Here is a 19,985-nt window from a genome sequence, read left to right as displayed (position 1 = left end):
TTCTTAGTTTTACCCTACTCGGGGCAAAAAGGTGAGGTGCATCACGCTTCGTTGAGTTCGCGTGGAGCCTGGGCGTTCAAAAACGGCAGCAGCAGCAGCGCGGATATCCCCGCCGCAATGGCGATCACCACAAAGAATCCGGTCCAGTGCCAGACCTCCATCACCTTCGCCAGCGGCCAGCCGGAAAGCGATGCCCCCAGATAGGCAAACAGCCCGACAAATCCGGTTGCCGCGCCCGCTGCCTCTTTGTGCGAGCACTCCGCCGCCGCCATGCCGATCAGCATTTGCGGGCCGAAGACGAAGAATCCGGTGGTGAAGAAGCACGCCGCCTGCATCACGTAACTGGCGAACGGCATCAGCCACAACGAGCCCACGGAGAGCAAAATTCCGGCAGCAAAAATCAGGTTCATTGGACCGCGGTTGCCGTTAAACAGTTTGTCCGAGCCCCAGCCTGCGACCAGCGCGCCGATAAATCCGCCCAATTCGAACATGGTCACGGCGGTATTGGCGGTCACCAGATCCGCGCCGAGCGTCTCCGACATATACAGATTGCCCCAGTCGTTGATGGCGGCGCGGACGACGTACACCAGCACGTAACACAGCGACAGCAACCAGATATAGGGATTCAGCAATACATAGCGGGTGAGGATCTCTTTACGGCTCAGCCCTGCGCCTTCCTGCTGCTGGGCGATTTCCAGCTCATCATGGCGCCAGTCGCCAATCGGCGGCAGACCAATCGCCTGCGGCCTGTCGCGCAGCCGCCAGCAGAGAAAAATCCCCACTACAATCGCCAACAGCCCGGCGATCATCATCCCGGCACGCCAGCCGTAGTGCAGCGCCGTCGCCGCCATCACGATAGGGATCAGCGCCCCGCCAACATTGTGCGCAGTATTCCACAGCGCCCACCAGCCGCCGCGTTCGGTACGCGAATACCACGCAGTCAATAAACGCGCGCAGACCGGCGACCCCCAGCCCTGGAAAAAGGCGTTCAGCGCCCAGAGCACCGCAAAAGCCCAGAGCGAGGTGGAGAAGCCAAACAGAATGTTCACCACGCCGGTGGCGATAAGCCCAAACCCCATAAAATAACGGGCGTTGGAACGGTCACTGACGATACCGGAAACAAACTTCGACAGGCCGTAGGTGATGTAAAACAGCGTCGCCAACAGACCAATGTCGCTGCGGGTCAGCACGCCGCTGGTGAGGATATCCGGTACGGCGGCGTTGAAGCTCTTGCGTGTGAAATAGAACAGCGCGTAGCCGAGCCAGATAGTGGTCAGAATATGCCGCCGCCAGTAGCGGTAGAGGGCATCCACTTCACGCTTATCGGTGATGAGCGGCGCGCTGACTGGGGATTTTAAAAACGAAAACATGACCGCTCCTTACACATAACGCTGGGGTAACGACACGCTGACCCGCGTGCCGTGCGTACAGGAAATCGAGAGCGATCCCCCGAGGGCGGTAATACGTTCACGCATCCCGGTGAGGCCAAATCCCTGCTGATTTGACCCCGGCGGCAGGCCGCTGCCGTCGTCCTCAATCACCAGCATCAGCCGTTCATCCTGCTGCCAGCCCTGAAGCGTCACCGCGCTGGCGTTGGCGTGCTTAACGATGTTGTTCAGCCCTTCCTGACAGACGCGAAACAGCGTCACCCGCTGACTTTCGCTGAGTGCAGATTCGTCAATTCGCCAGTCAAGGTGGCTGACGATGCCACGGCTTTCCAGCTCCATTTCACGCATCAATGAGCGGATCGCTTGTTCCAGCGTGAGATCATCCAACTGGCGCGGACGCAGACGACCCAACAGACGACGCACCGAATCGTACACGCCAAGAGAAAGTTGTTCGATATGCGCCCCGCTGCGCTTCACCCCTGCGTTTTCCGGCGCCAGCCGCTGGACAATGCCCGCCTGGGTGCGAATGGCGGTGATGGTCTGACCGATATCATCGTGCAGTTCGCGCGCCACATCCCGGCGGACGCTCTCTTCGGTCTCCAGCAGGCGTTCAGCCAGACGGTGGTTGCGCGCTAATTCGTTTTGCAGCGACTGGTTAAGCTCGCGCAGACGCTGGATCCCCGCGCCGAGCAGCAGCCCGGTCAGGCTTTGCACCAGCAGGGAGAGCAACAGGTCGACGGGATGATCGTGCCAGGTCTGGCTGGCAATCAGCGCAATGGCGTTCATTAACGTGGCAATCAGCGCCCCCTGCCAGCCGTAGTGCCAGGCGAGCGCAATGATCGGCAGTGCGAGGCAAAACGGCGTGAAGCGCGACAGTTCATCGGGCAGGCCAAGCTGCAACCACAGGCTGACGCTAAACAGCAGCAGATACCAGACCAGATGCCGTCCGCGCCAGTTCACCGGCTGAGACACCACCGCCGGGCCCAGCGGCAACCAGGTGGTGCTGGTAAGATAGTGCCAGAAAACCAGACAGATCGGGGCCAGCGTTAATCCACCGGTGAGCGTCAGCAGCAGGGCATTCCACGCCTCTTCGCCTTGCCCAAGCCAGGGCAGCGATTGCAGCAACGCCGCCGCCGTCAGCGCCGCGCCCTGTAACAGCAGCGTGCGCCAGTCGCGCTGATGGCGATAGCGCGAAATCAGCATCACCGGGAGTAACGTGAGGAAGCTCCCGATCATCAAAAGTGGCAAGTGAGCCAGCGCCACTTCCTGCGCCAGCCAGAAAAGAAGCAGCCATTCCGCACCCAGCAGCACCGGCCAGTAGCCGCGTGGACATTGCAGCATCAGCCCCAGACGCAGGCCAAACGGAAACAGCAGTACCGCCAGTTCCGGGCGCTCAACCAGGTGCAGGCTGATACTCCACAAGCAAAACCACGCGGTAGAGAAGATAAAGAAGCAGGCAACAACGGTGATTAACCGGGAACAGAGCGTGTTCATTGCCAGCCGTCAAACATCCGGCGGGCCAGTTCGACATCGTTGCTAACGCCCAGTTTTTCCATCAGGTTAGCGCGATGCACGTGCACCGTTTTCGGCGACAGGCCCAGTTCGGCAGCAATCTCTTTTACCGCCATGCCTTGCGCCAGTTTCTCCGCCACCTGACGTTCGCGTTTGGTCAGCGGATCCTGACGACCAGCCGCCAGTTTGACGGCGATATCCGGCGTCAAATAGCAGCCGCCGGTCGCCACGGTATGCACCGCCGCGATCAGCTCATCAGGGCTACAGCGTTTAGAAAGGAAACCACGCGCGCCCGCGTTGAGCGCCTGCTCCACCAGCGCCGGGCTGTCGTGGACGGAGAGCATGATAATCGCCATCCCTTTTGGCAACTGGCTTAACAGTTCAAGACCGGAGATATCAGGCATCGAGATATCACAGATACATACCTGCACGCCACGTCCCGGTAATCCCGCCAGCGCCTCACTGCCTGAGCCGAACTCAGCCACAACCTGCAAATCAGGTTCCAGCCCCAGCAACTGGGCAAAGCCGGAGCGGACGATAGTGTGGTCGTCGATAAGGGCAACGGTGATCATGGGTTCTGTCCTGGGGGATAAAAAACGTGCTTACCTTAACGATATACACTTTATCCTTCAAGCAGCCTCTGCGTTGGCTTGGTCTGCTCACCCCAGTCACTGACTTGAGTAAGCTTCTGAGGTGAGCAGACTTGCCGCCTTATGCAGCTTGAAGGATTTTGTGTTCCGACGTGCTGCTGTTTAAGCCTTGAGCGATCAGGCGATGCCAGTTGTGACGGTAAATGTGCGGGTGTGCTGCGGTTCTAGCTGAATCAACGTGCCTTTTCGCTGTGCCGCCAGGAAGCCTTCAGGGCGACAGGTCGCAGGTAGGGCGAAGGCTGCCACCTGCTGATCGCCGTTATAGAGGATCCAACGGGTGACATAATTCAGCTCCGCGCTGGAGAAACGTGTCACGAACGTGGTGCCATCAGGTGCGATCATGCGAAATTCAGGCTTATCCGTGTATCGGTCCAGTTGGTCAGCGAAGAAAACGATTTCCGGATCGTAAAAATCGGGCTCGTTGAGGCGCCCCAGCGAGGTCTCGCCCTGAATGATCCGCTGATTAAACGTCAGCCACTGCTCGGTAGGCTTAACATGCGCGGGTACCGACTCACGCAGCTTCATGGCTTCATCCGGGATATTCTGGCTGAAGGTCGCTTCCGGTACGTAGGCATAGTTCATATGGCACATATACTGTAAAGGCATTGCCACTGAGGCGAGGTTGGTGACCGCCATCTGAATATCAAACAGCGCACTCGCTTTGCGCATAACCACCGCAGGATGCGCCTGATAATGATGACCGAACCCCATCACATACTCGTAGCGTCCGCTCACGCGCAAATTCTCTCCCTCCAGCTCCAGCCAGGCCTCATCCATCGCGGCACAGGCCATTTCGCCATGCAACGGGTGAGAATCTTCTGGCGAAGGGCAGCCATTAGCCAATATACCCGAGTGGAAAGCAAAGCAGCCGTATGTCGCTACCACTTCCGCAGCCGGTTTTGGCTGACTGAACATGTTGCGCATGGTCAGTTCATGCCCGTCAAACTGAGCATCCCAGATCATCTGCCCCATCCAGGGCAGAATAACCAGATGTCCACGACTGTTTTCTACCTTCAGCCCTTCCACACCGCTGGCGTAACGAAATGCGGTAACCGTGAAGTCGCTATTCTTCAGTAAGATTCGCGGATGCTCTGCAAAGAGTTCCCGCCACAGCGTGATACGTGTTGTCATGATCGCTCTCCTCAGGAAACAGTCGCTTCAGCCAGGTTATTGCGCACTTTGCTTTCACGCCAGAAGTAGATACCGACGTACACGAAGCACAACATGGAGACCAGGAACGAGAGTTGTAGCGAGTGGAACATATCGGCCACATAGCCCTGAATTGCCGGAACCACCGCTGCACCAACAATGGCCATGACAATAACCGCTCCCGCCATTTCAGTATGTTCGTTATCCACGGTATCCAGCGTACCGGCATAGATTGTCGCCCAGCAGGGTCCAAACAGGACGCTCACCAGTACGGCAACGTACACGGCGCTGAAGCTTGGCGCCAGCGCAACATAGACCAGAAACAGTGCGCCAATGATGGAGTAGAGGATCAGCACTTTTTCCGGATTGAAGCGTGTCATCAATATGTTGGCGATAAACTTGCCGATAAAGAAGCAGGCAAAGCTATAGACCATGAAGGTTGAGGCGTCGCGCTCGTTGATATCACCCAATTCCAGCGCCAGACGGATGGTAAATGACCACACCGCGACCTGCATCCCCACGTACAGGAACTGCGCCACAATCCCACGGCGGAAACGGGCATTGCTGGCCAGATAACGCAGCGTATCCATCGCTGACGGACGTTTATGACTCGCCGTTTGCGCGACTTTACAGGTCGGGAAGCGGGTCAGCAGGAACAACACCATCACCACAACCAGCACCATAATCATGTACTTGTAAGGCTCAAGGGTATTTTCCAGCATCAACACTTTAAAGTTGTGGATCTGCTCCGCGTTCATCCCAGCCATCTGTTTTTCCAGACTCTCGCCTTCAGAGAAGACCAGATATTTACCCAGCAGAATACCGGCGGCTGCGCCAATGGGGTAAAAGGTCTGGCTGATGTTCAGGCGCAGGGTGGCATACGCTTTTGGGCCAATCATGGAGCTATAGGTGTTGGCTGCAGTTTCCAGGAAGCTCAGGCCAATCGCAATCGCAAAAATTGCCGCGAGGAACATGGTGTAGGTGGCCATGTGCGATGCCGGGAAAAAGAGCGTACAGCCAACAATATAAAGGGTCAGTCCCATTAAGATGGCGATTTTATAACTGGTCTTTTTAATCACCAAAGATGCCGGAATCGCAATTAAAAAATAACCGCCATAAAAGGCACTCTGAACTAATGCCGAAGCAAAGTTGCTGAGTGAAAATACGCTTTTGAATTGCGTAATCAGAATATCATTTAATGCGGCTGCGCATCCCCATAAAGGGAATAAACAGGATAACAAAATAAACTGGAACAGAGGCGTCTTATTCAGATAGCCGTCGGGCATCTGAATGATGTTTTTATCGTTCATAGTGCTACCTTTTACAATGCAGGAGTATTATTCGTTTAAGGTAAGAAACTCATTAAATTGTTCGATGCTTGGATAAGATGATTGAGTGCCTTTCCCGGTAACGCTGAATGCAGCGAAGAGAGCGGCTTTTTTCATGGCGGCTTCGACATCACCGCTTTGAACGTAATAGTGGGCAAAACAACCGATGAAAGCGTCACCTGCGCCACTGGTATCGACAGCGTTCACTTTAAACGCCGGGACATGGACTTCCTGGTCACGCGTCATCCACAGAGCACCTTTCTCCCCCATGGTGACGATAATATTGTTCAGACCTTTATCGACCAAAGAACGTGCCGCGGCGCGAATATGGTCATAGGTATCCACCGGCATACCGGTTAATATTTCGAGCTCGGTTTCATTTGGCACGAAGAAATCGCATTTACAGGCATAAGACATATCTAATTCCCGTAATGCAGGGGCGGGATTTAATAACACTTCAATACCGTGTTTTTTACCGAATTCAATCGCGTGATAAACCGTTTCCAACTGTACTTCCAGCTGCAGGACAATAAGTTGACACTTTTTCAGATCTTCCGCCGCGCGATCGATATCTTCCGGGGAGAGAAACTTGTTGGCGCCTTTAATAATCAGAATGCTGTTGCTGGAGTTTGCATTAACAAAGATCGGTGCAACGCCGCTGCTGGTGCAGGGTACCTTTTCGACATAGGTCGTATTAATCCCCCAGGATTCGAGATTACGAATGGTGTTATCCGCAAAAATATCATCACCGACTTTCGTCAGCATCAGCACTTTGGAATTGAGCTTAGCAGCCGCAACGGCCTGATTTGCCCCTTTACCGCCACAACCAATTTTAAAGGCGGGTGCTTCCAGCGTTTCCCCTTCTTTGGGCATCTGGTTGATGTAGGTGATGAGATCCACCATGTTGGAGCCAATAACCGCGATATCCATTTTACTACCTCTCAGAAACAATCACACAACAATGATATTAAAATAACATTATCATGTTACTTCCGTATCATTTGTGACTAGGATCGCGATTGGAGGATCATTTTATTGTTTATTTATTATGCTAAATGTTGCGTCTCTATCACACTCAAAATGATTAACTTGCTTACAATTGACTGAAAACTCGCTGCTTATAATCAATAAAACGTGTAAAAACACGCTTTTATTTCCCAATGGTCAGACGTATAGTAATGCAGCAATGTCATGTTCTCAGAAACACATAAATGTTACTGAAGGAACATGAAAACATGATTCGTGGAGAGTGTGCATGGAAACCAAGCAAAAAGAACGTATTCGACGTCTGATGGAATTGTTGAAGAAGACCGACAGAATCCATCTGAAAGAGGCGGCGCGCATGCTGGAGGTTTCCGTGATGACCATCCGTCGGGATCTCAGCCAGGATGACGAACCATTGCCGCTTACGCTACTCGGTGGTTACATCGTGATGGTGAACAAGCCCGCCACCCTCGTTAACGCTCCGCTCCCCGTGCAAAAGCAGTATCATCGCGACGATTTACCGGTTGCCATTCTGGCCGCGGGACTGGTCAGTGAAAACGATCTGGTCTTTTTTGATAATGGTGCCGAAATGCCATTAGTCGTCAGCATGATCCCGGACGATATTACCTTTACCGGAATTTGCTACTCACACCGGGTATTCGTGGCGCTAAATGAAAAACCCAACGCCACGGTGATTCTTTGCGGGGGCACCTATCGGGCGAAAAGTGATGCCTTTTACGACACCAGCAATCCCTCTCCGCTGGATGCGCTCAACCCACGAAAAGTGTTTATCTCTGCCAGCGGAGTCCATGAGCATTTCGGCGTTAGCTGGTTCAATCCGGACGATCTGGCCACCAAACGCAAAGCGATGGAACGCGGATTGCGCAAAATTCTGCTGACCCGCCACGCCCTGTTTGATGAGGTTGCCCCCGCCAGCATTGGCCCGCTCTCCACTTTTGACGTACTGATAAGCGATCGCCCGTTGCCGGCAGATTACGCAACCCACTGCCGGAACGGTTCTGTCAAAGTCATCACCCCGGATTCAGACGGCGACTAACTCACTCAAAGAAAACCGTGATTTTGTTAAACATCGACGGGTCGGACTGGTTGCGGGCCACTTTCACCACATCTTCCAGCTTGTCGATCTGGCTTATCATCTGCTCAAGACGTTGATCGTCGTTGACCAGTAGCCAGATGCGGCTCTTGTCGCTGTCCTGAATCGGTAGACAGAGAATGCCTTCCACGTTGAATGCGCGGCGGGCAAACAGCCCGCAGACGTGGGTCATTACGCCCGGATGGTTGCGTACGGTGAGTTCCAGGATTACGTTGTCATGAGTCTGCTGTTGCATGGCTTATTCCCCCACCATTTCTGTGTTTGCCGCACCCGGCGGCACCATCGGGTACACTTTTTCTTCGGCATCGATGCGCACGTGGATCAGCGCAGGTCCAGGGCGATTAATAATCTCCTGCAACGCTGCCCGTGGATCCGCTTCGTTATTCAAATCGCAGGTTTCGAGGCCAAACCCGGCGGCTATCTGCATAAAGTTAATCATCCCCGGATATGTCGCCGCAAAAACGCCCTGCTTATAGAACAAACTCTGCTGCTGATACACCAGACCCAACGCTTCGTTATTCATCAGGATGATTTTAATATCCAGCTGATTTTCGCTGGCCGTCGCCATTTCCTGAATATTCATCATCAGGCTACCGTCGCCGGAGAAGCACAGCACCTTTTTGTCCGGGTTGACCAGCGCTGCGCCAATTGCCGCCGGCAGGCCAAAGCCCATGGTTCCCAGACCGCCGGAGGTCAGCCACTGACGCGGACGGTTCAGCGGGTAAGCCTGTGCGGCCCACATCTGATGCTGGCCTACGTCGGTGGTGATAATGGCATTGTCATCCACGCAGGCCGCTACGGCGTTGATCAGCCCATAGTGGCTGAGCGGGTCGCTTTCCTGCGGAATGCTGCAGGGGAATTCGCGTTGTAAATCGGCCACCATTTGATGCCACGACTCTCGCGGCTGCGCGTCAATTAATGGGATCAGTTGTGCCAGAACCTCATCGACATCCGCCTGAATCGCCACGTGCGGCTGTTTGATTTTACCCAGCTCCGCGCGGTCGATATCCACGTGGATGATTTTGGCGTTCGGACAGAACTGCTCGGTTTTACCAATCGCCCGGTCATCAAAACGTGCGCCCAGAACAATCAATAAGTCCGCTTCTTGCAGAATAAAGTTAGTGCTGCGCGCGCCGTGCATACCTAACATGCCTAACGACAGCGGATGCGCTTTCGGCAGCATACCGAGCGCCATTAAGGTCATGGTGGTGGGCAGCATGGCTTTTTCTGCCAGTTCACGAACCCGCTCAGGCGCGTTAATCACGCCGCCGCCGAGATACAGCACCGGACGCTGTGCGGCGTTAATCATAGCTGCGGCATCGCGAATGCTGTCCTGGCTGAACGCCGGTGCCGCCATTTTCTGCGCGGGCTCCGGCATCTCTTCAATTTCAAAAACGGCGGTTTGAATATCTTTAGGAATGTCTATCCACACCGGGCCCGGACGGCCGGACTGCGCAATGCGGAACGCATCGCTCATGACCTGCGGTAATTCACTGATATGGCGGACCAGATAGTTATGCTTGGTGATGGGGATAGAGATGCCGTAGGTGTCGACTTCCTGGAAGGCGTCGGTCCCGATCATTGAGGCCGGAACCTGCCCGGTGATACACACCAGCGGGATGGAATCCAGCCGCGCGTCGGCAATGGCGGTCACCAGGTTGGTCGCGCCCGGTCCGCTACAGGCCATACAGACGGCGGGTTTACCATCGGTTCTCGCCATCCCCTGCGCGATAAACCCCGCGCCCTGCTCGTGGCGCGCCAGGATATGACGGATTTGCGTGCTTTGGCTCAAGGCGTCATACACGGGAAGAATCGATCCGCCAGGAATACCAGTGACCACCTGAATCCCCTGGCGTTCCATGAAATGAACGATGAATTCTGCGCCCGTAAAACGCGTACGCTTGGATGTTATGCCCGAACTTGCCATGCTCCAGTCCTTTTATTCTGGGCCTTTGCTTCGGGCAGGTCTCTTAAACGAAAAACCCCGCCCGGTTTGCGCCGGCGGGGTTTTGGAATCGTGTGTTGATCCGGACCCTACGGCGCATTGCCGACGACCACCACCACACGCACGACGACCGCTGCGCGAGATGGCGCAGTTTTTAGTAGGGTCGCAGTCAGCATGGAAGGGTTCATTAGGGACCTGTCTGTTTGTTGATTAACTGGATTTATACAAACACAGGTTTTTCAGCGTGACAATGGAAAATTTTTCATCTGCATAAAAATGCGTCAACGATCACATTTCGCTGTGCAGAGTCGGAAAACAAAAAACCCCGCCGGAGCGAGGTTTTTTTCAGCGCTGTGCGGTTGGTAGCCGCCGAACACACTGTGTTATGTCAACGGAAAAAGTATACGCGTTCTGCGAAGAACACGCAATTTCGGCACGAATTTTGATGGTTTTGAGTATGGAACATGAATGGCACAATGTCCACAAAATACTGTTAATTTATACAGTGTTTATCTATAATGTCTCGGTACGCAATGTGTTATGCGGGGGCCGCATCGTAAACCGGCGCATCAAAGTCCTGGCTGAAACGGGTGGTGCCGTCAGCGCCTTAACCCCCGTGTGAGCACACTGTGTTATGTCAACAAAGGTGCTGGCAACAGGCAGCGGCGAGGTACGTCAGCACCGTGCTCCTTGTACCAAAAGGAGAGCGTATGAGCCTCGTGGATATCGCTATTCTTATCCTCAAACTCATTGTTGCAGCACTGCAACTACTTGATGCCGTTCTGAAATACGTTAAGTAATTCGGATTCAAGTCGCACCTAAGGGGAGCGGGTAACACTCCGCTCCCCTTTCACCTTCTCCCTGGTGCTTGTCTTGCGCCAATATGTTACGTTTTTATGACATTCTCAGGGAAGAACGCCACCATGACGCTTTCTGTTTTCTGCATTTTGCTGTTTGCCGCGCTGCTGCATGCCAGTTGGAATGCCATTGTTAAAGCTGGAAACGATAAACTGTACTCGGCGATTGGCGTCAGCGGCTCCGCGGCGATTATGGCACTGATCTGCTTACCCTTCGCGCCTCAGCCTTCCGCCGCCAGCCTGCCGTTTTTGGCCGTCTCAACCGCGTTGCAAGTGGTGTATACGGTCCTGGTCGCCAAAACCTATCAGGTTTCGGATATGAGTCAGACCTATCCTCTGATGCGTGGGACAGCACCGCTGCTGGTTGCGATTATCAGCGTCTTGTTCCTTGGCGATAGCCTGTCTGTGTTTGCCTGGGTGGGGATTGCTACGATCTGTCTGGCCATTCTCGGCATGGCATTTAACGGACGCAGCAGCTCACAACGCGGGATCGTACTGGCGCTCATTAACGCCTGCTTTATCGCTGGTTACACGCTGGTTGATGGCACCGGCGTACGCTTATCAGAAACCGCGCTCGGTTATACGCTGTGGACCTTCTTTCTGAACGGTTCCTGTCTGCTGGGCTGGGCGATGATCGCCCGGCGCCGGGAAGCGTCACGCTATCTGGTACAACAGTGGAAGAAAGGTATTCTGGGTGGAATTGGTACGATGGGTTCTTACGGTCTGGCGCTGTGGGCCATGACCCAGGCTCCGTTGGCGGTGGTCGCAGCGCTACGTGAAACCTCCATTCTGTTTGGCGCTCTGCTCGCCTGGCTGCTGCTGAAAGAAAAGGTTGCCGGAATACGCCTTGTCGCGGCCGCCGGTATTGCCGTAGGCGCTGTCTTACTTCGCTTGTCATGATCGCGCCGTAAAGCCGATGCAATCCGGCAACATTTGTTGCCGCTTTTTGTTTACATTTCCTGCCGTTCATCGCGTAAACATTCCAGCCCACTATCTGGCCTTCTTTTTCTGTTGTGGTAGATTCCACGCGCATTTACGGGAAAGTACAGCACCTTATTCTTCTTTTTTCTCTTTTTTAAAAGTAATCAGCGAAATGAAAAGGCATAGAAGCGTCAATTTGTTGTTGATGTTGGTATTACTGGTGGCGGTAGGTCAGATGGCGCAAACCATTTATATCCCCGCGATTGCTGATATGGCGCGTGAACTGAACGTTCGCGAAGGAGCAGTGCAAAGCGTAATGGCCGCCTACCTGCTGACATACGGCCTGTCACAACTGTTTTACGGCCCACTTTCCGATCGCGTTGGCCGCCGTCCGGTGATCCTCGCCGGAATGTCTATTTTTATGCTGGCCACGCTGGTCGCGATTACCACCCACAGCCTGACGGTACTGATTATCGCCAGTGCAATCCAGGGCATGGGCACAGGCGTCGGCGGTGTAATGGCGCGAACCTTACCGCGCGATCTGTACGAAGGCACGCAGCTGCGCCACGCGAATAGTTTGTTAAACATGGGGATTCTGGTGAGTCCGCTGCTGGCCCCGCTGATTGGCGGCATGCTGGATACCCTGTGGAACTGGCGCGCCTGTTACATCTTCCTGCTGGTTCTGTGCGCGGGCGTCACGTTTAGCATGGCGCGCTGGATGCCGGAAACGCGTCCTGCGGGCGCACCGCGTCCACGCCTTATCGCCAGCTATAAAACGCTGTTTGGTAACAGTTCTTTCACCTGTTACGTGCTGATGCTGATCGGCGGCCTGGCGGGCGTTGCGGTCTTCGAGGCCTGCTCCGGGGTATTGTTGGGCGCAAGGCTCGGTTTAAGCAGCATGGTGGTCAGTATCCTGTTTATTCTGCCCATCCCGGCGGCATTTTTCGGCGCCTGGTTCGCCGGTCGCCCGAATAAGCGTTTCTCGACGCTGATGTGGCAGTCGGTTATCTGCTGTCTGGTAGCCGGTTTAATGATGTGGATCCCGGGCCTGTTTGACGTGATGAACGTCTGGACGCTGCTGGTTCCCGCCGCACTATTTTTCTTCGGTGCCGGGATGCTGTTTCCGCTGGCAACCAGTGGCGCAATGGAGCCTTTCCCATTCCTGGCAGGCACTGCCGGTGCGCTGGTTGGGGGATTACAGAATATTGGTTCCGGCGTGCTGGCGTGGTTCTCTGCAATGCTGCCGCAGACCGGGCAAGCCAGTCTGGGCCTGCTGATGACCCTTATGGGACTGTTGATTTTTGTTTGCTGGCTTCCGCTGGCGTCACGCGTGTCGCATCAGGGGCAGGCGGTTTAAGCGTATGATGGCCCGGCTTATCGCCGGGCTTTTCGCATTCAGGCGCGATCATCGTCGTCAGTAACGGCTCCAGCGCCGGACGCCAGGCGCCTTCCTCGCCATCATAAAACTGCGTATCCGCATTGATAGCATAGGGAATTTTCGCTTTTTTCAGTTCGCATGCCATAAAGCGGGCAAACGCCATTTGCGAGGCAGAAGGCGCGTTCCTGATGGTTTCTCCTGGCGACCAGCCTCCCACCCAACTGACATGACCCGTTTTCTGCTGCCAGCGAAGGGCGGTATTGATACGGGCGCGAATAGCAGCCTTTTCTGCCGCTGTGCCTGAGGTCCACGGATATTTACCATTATTTTTCAGCGGCCCCCACGGAAAAATATGCCATTGAGCCAGCACGGTATTCTGACTTTGCGGCGGCAGTTTCAGGTCAGGCAAATCTTCCGGCGCGGCGCGTAGTCGCGGCGCGATAAAAATCATCCGCTGCGGGTCGATGGCATGGACAGTACGAATGGTTTTGTCATACACCCGATTGAGCGATACCTGATTATGGTTGAGCTTATCAGAGGGTTCGTATATCAGGTCGAAACCCAGCAACGGCGAGCTTTGACCAAAGTAATGCGCCACCGCCACCCACCAGTTAACCACCTCTTTTTCGTTACCGGTACTGGGATCTTTTTTATATTCGTCAGCCTGATAGGCAATTATCGGGATCACGCCATACTGCTCGCAGGCTTCCACCAGCTTGCGCAGATGTATAAGCCGCGCCTCCGTAGGCTCTCCCGCCACGCGAATGCGCACGTGGGTTAACCCTTTCGCCTTGTAATCCCGCACCACCAGCGGATCGAATTCACGAATACCCCGATCGGTGCGCGCCCAGTCTACGTCCATCCCAACGCCAAGCTGCTGCGCATACTGCGCCGCGGTCAGCACAGGTTGCGCGGCACACACGGTGGCGCTGGCTAACAGTAAAAGGGAAACTATCGGCTTTAACACGGTCGTCCTTACGCAAATCATCAGGAGTGATATCACGTATTTAGCATGCTTTTTCACTTTGCGTGTAGCGAGAAAGCGTAAAAAATATTCGCGGCCCGCTTATTTAACCTGTTCCTGAAGCCAGCGAATAAACGCCTCGATTTTCGGCCACTGTCTGCCAGGAAGGGTAGTGATGTAGTAGTGCTGATGGCATTTCAGCGCCATATCGCCAAAAGGCGCAACCAGCTCTCCGCTGCCGAGGCGTTTTTGCACCAGCCGCTTTCGGCCCATCGCCACGCCGATATGATTCATCGCCGCAATCACCGCCAAATCAGAACGATCGAAACCGATTCCCGATGATGTCGGCAGATTCACCGAAAAATGCTGCGCCCAACTGTGCCATTCATCGGTCCCGGAGTCGTTACTCCACGCCTGTCTGTCATGCAGCAACGTACAGTGCGGTAAATTCACCAGCGAACCGGTAAGGTCATGGCGGCGAGCGTAGTCCGGGCTGCATACCGGCAGGATCTCTTCATCCATCAGGAAGTGGTGCGTGAGCTGCGCGGAGGGCGCGTCGTCAAAATAGATGGCCAGATCGACCCCGGCACGTTGCAGATTGACGTTGTCGTTCCCGGTCAGCATGGTCAGCGAAATCGACGGATAGCGACGGGTAAAGTCGCCGAGCGCCGGAACCAGCCAGCACTGAGCGATAGAAGGCCGTGAGTAGACGGTGAGGGTCCCGGACAACTCCTGATTTTTAATATCAAGGATTTCCTGATTCAGCGTATCCAGCGATGATTTCAGCGCCCAGAACACCCGCTTGCCTTCGTGGGTGAGTTCCACTTTACGATGCGAACGAACAAACAGCTGAATACCCAGCTCATCTTCCAGCTGATTAATGCGATGGCTGACAGCGCTGGGGCTTAATGACAGCTCATCTGCCGCCAGCGCAAACGACTGATGTCGGGCCGCCACTTCAAAGGTATACAGCTTTGACAACTGCCAGCCGTTGAGCAGCCGATTTCTGACCTCGCGTAAGGGATCCATGTTCACCTCCTGTCCTCCTGATTCATTCGCCGGAGTGTAAAAAAGTTCGCTGCAAAAATCAGCACAAAGATGAATCAAGGTGAACCATATCGCATAAACAAAGCGTAATTAGACGTAAATCACCTACTTGATGCAATCTGGCTCATGTGAAAGGGGATTTATATCGTTTGTCAGACCATGCCTTATTTTTGTCCAATAACCCTATATTAATCACAGGGCAAGGTGAGTTATGCACTCTCAAATCTGGGTTGTGAGCACGCTGCTGATAAGCATCGTGTTAATCGTTTTGACCATCGTGAAGTTCAAATTCCACCCGTTTCTGGCGCTGCTGTTAGCCAGCTTCTTCGTGGGTACGATGATGGGTATGGGGCCGCTGGATATGGTCAATGCCATTGAGAGTGGCATCGGCGGTACGCTGGGCTTCCTCGCCGCGGTTATCGGTCTTGGGACCATTCTTGGCAAAATGATGGAAGTGTCCGGCGCGGCCGAACGTATCGGCCTGACGCTACAGCGCTGTCGCTGGCTTTCCGCTGACGTCATTATGGTACTGGTCGGGCTGATTTGCGGGATCACACTGTTTGTTGAAGTCGGCGTAGTGCTGTTGATTCCTCTGGCCTTTTCAATTGCCAAAAAAACCAATACCTCGCTACTGAAGCTGGCGATTCCGTTATGTACAGCGCTGATGGCGGTACACTGCGTCGTGCCGCCGCATCCAGCCGCCCTGTTCGTGGCGAACAAGCTGGGCGCGGACATTGGCACCGTGATTGTCTACGGCTTACTGGTGGGCTTAATGGCCTCGCTGATCGGCGGTCCGCTGTATCTGAAATTCCTCGGTAACCGTCTACCGTTTAAGCCGGTTCCGGCTGAGTTTTCCGACCTCAAGGTGCGCGACGAAAGTACGCTGCCATCGTTGGGCGCTACGCTATTTACCGTACTGCTGCCGATTGGCCTGATGCTGGTAAAAACCGTCGCTGAGCTGAACATGGCGAAAGGCAGCACGGTTTATACGCTGTTGGAGTTTATTGGTAACCCGATCACCGCGATGTTTATTGCCGTTTTCGTGGCCTATTACATTCTCGGCCTGCGTCAGCACATTGGCATGGGTGCGCTGCTGACCCACACCGAAAACGGTTTTGGCTCCATTGCTAACATTTTGCTGATTATCGGCGCAGGCGGCGCATTCAACGCTATCCTCAAGAGCAGCGGACTGGCGGATACTCTCGCGCTGATCCTCTCGAACATGCATATGCACCCGATTCTGCTGGCTTGGCTGGTGGCGTTAATCCTGCATGCTGCGGTGGGCTCTGCCACGGTGGCGATGATGGGTGCGACGGCAATCGTGGCCCCGATGCTGCCGCTCTACCCCAACGTTAGCCCGGAGATCATCGCCATTGCCATCGGTTCCGGCGCGATTGGCTGCACGATCGTCACCGATTCCCTCTTCTGGCTGGTGAAGCAGTACTGCGGCGCCACCCTAAATGAGACGTTCAAATATTATACGACCGCGACATTTATCGCGTCCGTTATTGCACTGGTTTGCACATTCCTGCTTTCCTTTATTATCTAAGCGCAAAGAGACTGACTATGGAAAACATTCAAACACTTATCGCCCAGCATCCTTTAGTGGAAGATCTGGTCGCTCTCAAGGAGACGACCTGGTTTAACCCTGGCACTACCTCTCTTGCGGAAGGTTTACCGTATGTTGGCCTGACAGAGCACGATGTTCAGGATGCCCACGCTCGTCTGACGCGCTTCGCGCCGTATCTGGCGCAGGCATTCCCGGAAACCGCAGCCACCGGCGGCATTATCGAATCCGAACTGGCCGTGATCCCGGCGATGCAAAAGCGGCTGGAAAAAGAGTATGGGCAGCGCATCAACGGCGAAATTCTGCTGAAGAAAGACAGCCATCTACCGATTTCCGGCTCAATTAAAGCGCGTGGCGGTATTTATGAAGTGCTAACCCACGCGGAAAAACTGGCGCTGGATGCCGGTCTGCTGACCACGCAAGACGATTACAGCATTCTGCTTTCGCCTGAGTTTAAACAGTTCTTCAGTCAGTACAGCATCGCCGTAGGCTCCACTGGCAACCTTGGGATGTCGATCGGCATTATGAGCGCCCGTATCGGTTTTAAGGTGACGGTTCATATGTCTGCCGACGCTCGCGCATGGAAAAAAGCCAAACTGCGCAGCCACGGCGTGACGGTCGTGGAGTATGAAGAAGATTATGGCGTGGCGGTTGAGCAGGGCCGTAAGGCGGCACAATCCGATCCGAACTGTTTCTTTATCGATGATGAAAATTCCCGCACGTTGTTTTTAGGTTATGCGGTAGCCGGCGAGCGTCTGAAGGCGCAGTTCGCGCAGCAGGGGCGCGTGGTGGATGCCGACCATCCGCTGTTTGTTTACCTGCCGTGCGGCGTCGGCGGTGGGCCTGGCGGGGTGGCGTTTGGCCTGAAGCTGGCATTCGGCGATAACGTGCACTGCTTCTTCGCAGAACCTACCCATTCACCGTGCATGCTGCTGGGGATTTATACCGGGCTGCACGATACAATTTCTGTGCAGGACATTGGCATCGATAACCTGACAGCGGCAGATGGGCTGGCGGTGGGCCGCGCGTCCGGCTTTGTTGGCCGGGCAATGGAACGTCTGCTCGACGGTCTGTACACCCTGGACGATCAGACTATGTACGACATGCTGGGCTGGCTGGCGCAGGAAGAAGGCATTCGCCTTGAGCCGTCGGCGCTGGCCGGGATGGCCGGTCCGCAGCACGTTTGCGCTTCTGCTGACTATCAGCAAATGCACGGCTTCAGCGCGGAGCAGCTCAATAACGCCACCCACCTGGTGTGGGCGACCGGCGGCGGCATGGTGCCGGAAGCCGAAATGGCGCAGTATCTGACCAAAGGACGTTAAACGCCGCTGAACTTAACGCAGCATCGCCATCAGTTCCATCGGTGAGCGATGTTGCTTCAGAAGGTCACGCATCACGCGCATATGCGGCGCGGTATGATTGAAGAAAGCGCTGTATCCGCCGCAAATCGCACTCTTTCCACTGCTGTCGCGATGCTTTGGGCAATCACCATGGCAAAAGCGTAATAGCGAACACGCCTGGCATTCCGCGCTCAGCGTGGTTCTCTTGGACTGACCAAACGCCGCTGCCCTCGGGCTGGCGTTGAGCTCACTCAACGACGTGCGATGAATATTACCCAGGCGAAAATCAGGGTGAACATAGTGATCGCACTGATACAAATCGCCATTCGCTTCCAGAGCAAAAGCATGTCCGCAGGTGGAGCTTAGCGAACACATCTGCGCCGGGTGTCCGCACCATACGCCCAGAGTTGAATCAAATAACTGGACGAATACGCGGCCAATATCTTCTCTGACCCAGATATCAAAGACGGAATTCAGGAAGGTTCCCCACGCCTGAGGCGGGACGGATTCGGCGGTAAGCTCGCCTTCGTCATCATATTCAACCAGCGGAATGAACTGCAAAAAAGGTGTGCCAAGCTGGCGAAGGTAGCGATACATCAACTCAGGTTGCTGGCTGTTCAGAGAATTAACCACTACCAGCAGATTGAACTCCACCTGATGCTTACGGAGCCTGGCAATGGCGTCCACCACCTTATGGTGAGTCGGTTTTCCGCTGCGGTTAACACGATAAGCATCGTGCAACTCGGCGGGGCCATCCAACGAAATCCCCACCAGCCAGCCGTTATCGTGCAAAAACTGACACCATTCGTCGTTGAGCAAAATCCCGTTGGTCTGGAACGCGTTATGGATTTTCTTCCCTTCCCCGTACTGTTTTTGCAACGTCACTACGCGGCGAAAAAAGTCGATGCCACAGAGGGTTGGCTCTCCGCCCTGCCAGGCGAACATCACGTCAGCCCCCGGCTGTGCGGTGATATGCTGACGAATAAACGTCTCTAAGGTGGCGTCATCCATTTCGGGTTGAGTGGGTTTATCGATGTAAAAACAGTAACGACAATCCAGGTTACAACGAGAGCTGGCTGGTTTGGCCATGACCTGACATCCTGTCATGCTAAATTCCCGATAAACGCAATAAGTTGGCGGACATGCGTTACAGCAAACAGTATTGCGAGGGATAACACCGCGAGGGAGATCATAAATTTGTCACGCACCGCGCGAGATTCAGAAAAATCGCTATGCGTAACATCCATCAGATTACGGCTGCGGGTATAGCGCCACAGAACGATCGCCACCATCGCCAGCACCACAATTGAAACCCAAAACAGGAAGCCCGCCTGATGCCAGTTGTGCTTCAGCGCCAATGCCATTAGCGCGCCATAACCCAGAAGCGTACGAAACCAGGCCAGCGATGTTCGCTCCGGTTGTAACCCCGGATCGGCGATACGTCGCGACTTACGGCTATCCGGCATACAGCACCAGTCCCATGACAATCACCGCGACGATCAACAAAATCAGACTGATGATTAACAGGCTATGGGTATAGGGCAAATCCTCTTTCAGGCGCATCGCCCTCTCATTACGCAGCCAGCGCAGGTAGCCATAAATCGCCAGACCACCGGCAAACAGGCATAGCAACAGCGCTAAAAGCTCACGAATTACCGGCGTGGCAAAATCCGGAGCCAGTTGGTCGAGACCAACCCCCGCCGCCAGAAACCCCAGCGCGGTACGGATCCACGCCAGAAAGGTACGCTCATTTGCCAGTGAGAAGCGGTAATCCGGGGCTTCTCCAAGGCGGGAAATTTTCATTCAAACTCCTCTGGCTGTCATTGCCGGATGGCGGCTAA

Annotated in this window: 20 protein-coding genes; 6 read left to right on the top strand and 14 right to left on the bottom strand. The window is 54.6% G+C overall.

Annotation, left to right across the window (positions count from 1 at the left end):
- Window positions 1-41: 41 nt before the first annotated feature.
- The 6 genes from uhpC to rbsK form a co-directional block, all read right to left on the bottom strand.
- Entirely contained in the window at window positions 42-1,370 is a 1,329-nt protein-coding gene (uhpC, locus tag HV037_RS00190; protein WP_075848946.1) for an MFS transporter family glucose-6-phosphate receptor UhpC, read from the bottom strand.
- Window positions 1,371-1,379: 9 nt separating this feature from the next.
- Window positions 1,380-2,882 carry a signal transduction histidine-protein kinase/phosphatase UhpB gene (gene uhpB / locus HV037_RS00185; protein WP_103284416.1) on the bottom strand — a complete coding sequence of 501 codons (1,503 nt, stop codon included), beginning with the start codon at window positions 2,880-2,882 and terminating at the stop codon, window positions 1,380-1,382.
- The gene (gene uhpA / locus HV037_RS00180; RefSeq protein WP_016155044.1) at window positions 2,879-3,472 is read right to left on the bottom strand and encodes a transcriptional regulator UhpA; all 594 of its coding nucleotides are present in this window, start codon (window positions 3,470-3,472) and stop codon (window positions 2,879-2,881) included. Before uhpA ends, uhpB begins: the two co-directional genes overlap by 4 nt.
- 195 nt (window positions 3,473-3,667) lie before the next feature.
- Window positions 3,668-4,681: an aldose 1-epimerase family protein gene (locus tag HV037_RS00175; RefSeq protein WP_103284415.1), complete on the bottom strand. Its 1,014-nt coding sequence runs from the start codon at window positions 4,679-4,681 to the stop codon at window positions 3,668-3,670.
- Window positions 4,682-4,692: 11 nt separating this feature from the next.
- Entirely contained in the window at window positions 4,693-6,009 is a 1,317-nt protein-coding gene (fucP, locus tag HV037_RS00170; RefSeq protein ID WP_003023919.1) for an L-fucose:H+ symporter permease, read from the bottom strand.
- Between the two features lie 27 nt (window positions 6,010-6,036).
- Window positions 6,037-6,957, bottom strand: a complete 921-nt coding sequence (gene rbsK, locus HV037_RS00165; protein WP_003827124.1) for a ribokinase — start codon at window positions 6,955-6,957, stop codon at window positions 6,037-6,039.
- A 325-nt stretch (window positions 6,958-7,282) separates the two neighbouring features.
- Between rbsK and HV037_RS00160 the strand changes: the two genes are divergently transcribed.
- Window positions 7,283-8,068 carry a DeoR family transcriptional regulator gene (locus tag HV037_RS00160; protein WP_016157805.1) on the top strand — a complete coding sequence of 262 codons (786 nt, stop codon included), beginning with the start codon at window positions 7,283-7,285 and terminating at the stop codon, window positions 8,066-8,068.
- Between the two features lies 1 nt (window position 8,069).
- Here HV037_RS00160 and ilvN read toward each other — a convergent pair whose 3' ends face one another.
- The 3 genes from ilvN to ivbL form a co-directional block, all read right to left on the bottom strand.
- The gene (gene ilvN / locus HV037_RS00155; RefSeq protein ID WP_003023914.1) at window positions 8,070-8,360 is read right to left on the bottom strand and encodes an acetolactate synthase small subunit; all 291 of its coding nucleotides are present in this window, start codon (window positions 8,358-8,360) and stop codon (window positions 8,070-8,072) included.
- 3 nt (window positions 8,361-8,363) lie between these two features.
- On the bottom strand, window positions 8,364-10,052 hold the full coding sequence (gene ilvB / locus HV037_RS00150; RefSeq protein WP_103284414.1) for an acetolactate synthase large subunit: 1,689 nt from the start codon (window positions 10,050-10,052) through the stop codon (window positions 8,364-8,366).
- A gap of 107 nt (window positions 10,053-10,159) precedes the next feature.
- Window positions 10,160-10,258 carry an ilvB operon leader peptide IvbL gene (gene ivbL, locus HV037_RS00145; RefSeq protein ID WP_003827118.1) on the bottom strand — a complete coding sequence of 33 codons (99 nt, stop codon included), beginning with the start codon at window positions 10,256-10,258 and terminating at the stop codon, window positions 10,160-10,162.
- A 522-nt stretch (window positions 10,259-10,780) separates the two neighbouring features.
- Here ivbL and tisB point away from each other — a divergent pair.
- From tisB to emrD, 3 genes are all read left to right on the top strand, one after another.
- Window positions 10,781-10,870: a type I toxin-antitoxin system toxin TisB gene (gene tisB / locus HV037_RS00140; protein WP_003023909.1), complete on the top strand. Its 90-nt coding sequence runs from the start codon at window positions 10,781-10,783 to the stop codon at window positions 10,868-10,870.
- A gap of 123 nt (window positions 10,871-10,993) precedes the next feature.
- Window positions 10,994-11,827 (top strand): DMT family transporter, encoded by an 834-nt coding sequence (locus HV037_RS00135; RefSeq protein WP_016157806.1) that lies wholly within the window; start codon window positions 10,994-10,996, stop codon window positions 11,825-11,827.
- Between the two features lie 193 nt (window positions 11,828-12,020).
- Window positions 12,021-13,205, top strand: coding sequence for a multidrug efflux MFS transporter EmrD (emrD, locus tag HV037_RS00130; protein WP_075848952.1), 1,185 nt, complete (start codon window positions 12,021-12,023; stop codon window positions 13,203-13,205).
- Here the strand turns inward: emrD and HV037_RS00125 are convergent.
- Both HV037_RS00125 and dsdC read right to left on the bottom strand, forming a co-directional pair.
- Entirely contained in the window at window positions 13,132-14,214 is a 1,083-nt protein-coding gene (locus HV037_RS00125; RefSeq protein WP_075848954.1) for a cellulase family glycosylhydrolase, read from the bottom strand. The two genes, emrD and HV037_RS00125, sit on opposite strands and share 74 nt — an antisense overlap.
- A gap of 78 nt (window positions 14,215-14,292) precedes the next feature.
- A complete protein-coding gene (gene dsdC / locus HV037_RS00120; RefSeq protein ID WP_103284413.1) occupies window positions 14,293-15,219 on the bottom strand; it encodes a DNA-binding transcriptional regulator DsdC in 927 nt (308 codons plus the stop codon).
- Between the two features lie 229 nt (window positions 15,220-15,448).
- Between dsdC and dsdX the strand changes: the two genes are divergently transcribed.
- Both dsdX and dsdA read left to right on the top strand, forming a co-directional pair.
- Window positions 15,449-16,786 carry a D-serine transporter DsdX gene (dsdX, locus tag HV037_RS00115; protein WP_016157809.1) on the top strand — a complete coding sequence of 446 codons (1,338 nt, stop codon included), beginning with the start codon at window positions 15,449-15,451 and terminating at the stop codon, window positions 16,784-16,786.
- Between the two features lie 17 nt (window positions 16,787-16,803).
- Window positions 16,804-18,126: a D-serine ammonia-lyase gene (dsdA, locus tag HV037_RS00110; RefSeq protein WP_049271687.1), complete on the top strand. Its 1,323-nt coding sequence runs from the start codon at window positions 16,804-16,806 to the stop codon at window positions 18,124-18,126.
- A gap of 12 nt (window positions 18,127-18,138) precedes the next feature.
- On the opposite strand, the gene HV037_RS00105 is transcribed toward dsdA, so the two are convergent.
- Genes HV037_RS00105 through HV037_RS00095 form a run of 3 tightly spaced genes read right to left on the bottom strand, consistent with a single transcriptional unit; the run spans window position 18,139 to window position 19,947 of the window.
- A complete protein-coding gene (locus HV037_RS00105) occupies window positions 18,139-19,251 on the bottom strand; it encodes an anaerobic sulfatase maturase (RefSeq protein WP_158655794.1) in 1,113 nt (370 codons plus the stop codon).
- Window positions 19,248-19,610: a DUF202 domain-containing protein gene (locus HV037_RS00100; RefSeq protein ID WP_019078012.1), complete on the bottom strand. Its 363-nt coding sequence runs from the start codon at window positions 19,608-19,610 to the stop codon at window positions 19,248-19,250. The genes HV037_RS00105 and HV037_RS00100 overlap by 4 nt, the downstream gene beginning before the upstream one ends.
- Entirely contained in the window at window positions 19,600-19,947 is a 348-nt protein-coding gene (locus tag HV037_RS00095) for a DUF202 domain-containing protein (protein ID WP_016155059.1), read from the bottom strand. The genes HV037_RS00100 and HV037_RS00095 overlap by 11 nt, the downstream gene beginning before the upstream one ends.
- Between the last annotated feature and the right edge of the window lie 38 nt (window positions 19,948-19,985).

Source organism: Citrobacter sp. RHBSTW-00017, assembly GCF_013797615.1.
Taxonomy (GTDB): Bacteria; Pseudomonadota; Gammaproteobacteria; order Enterobacterales; family Enterobacteriaceae; genus Citrobacter; species Citrobacter braakii.
This window is presented reverse-complemented; position numbering and strand designations above follow the sequence as displayed.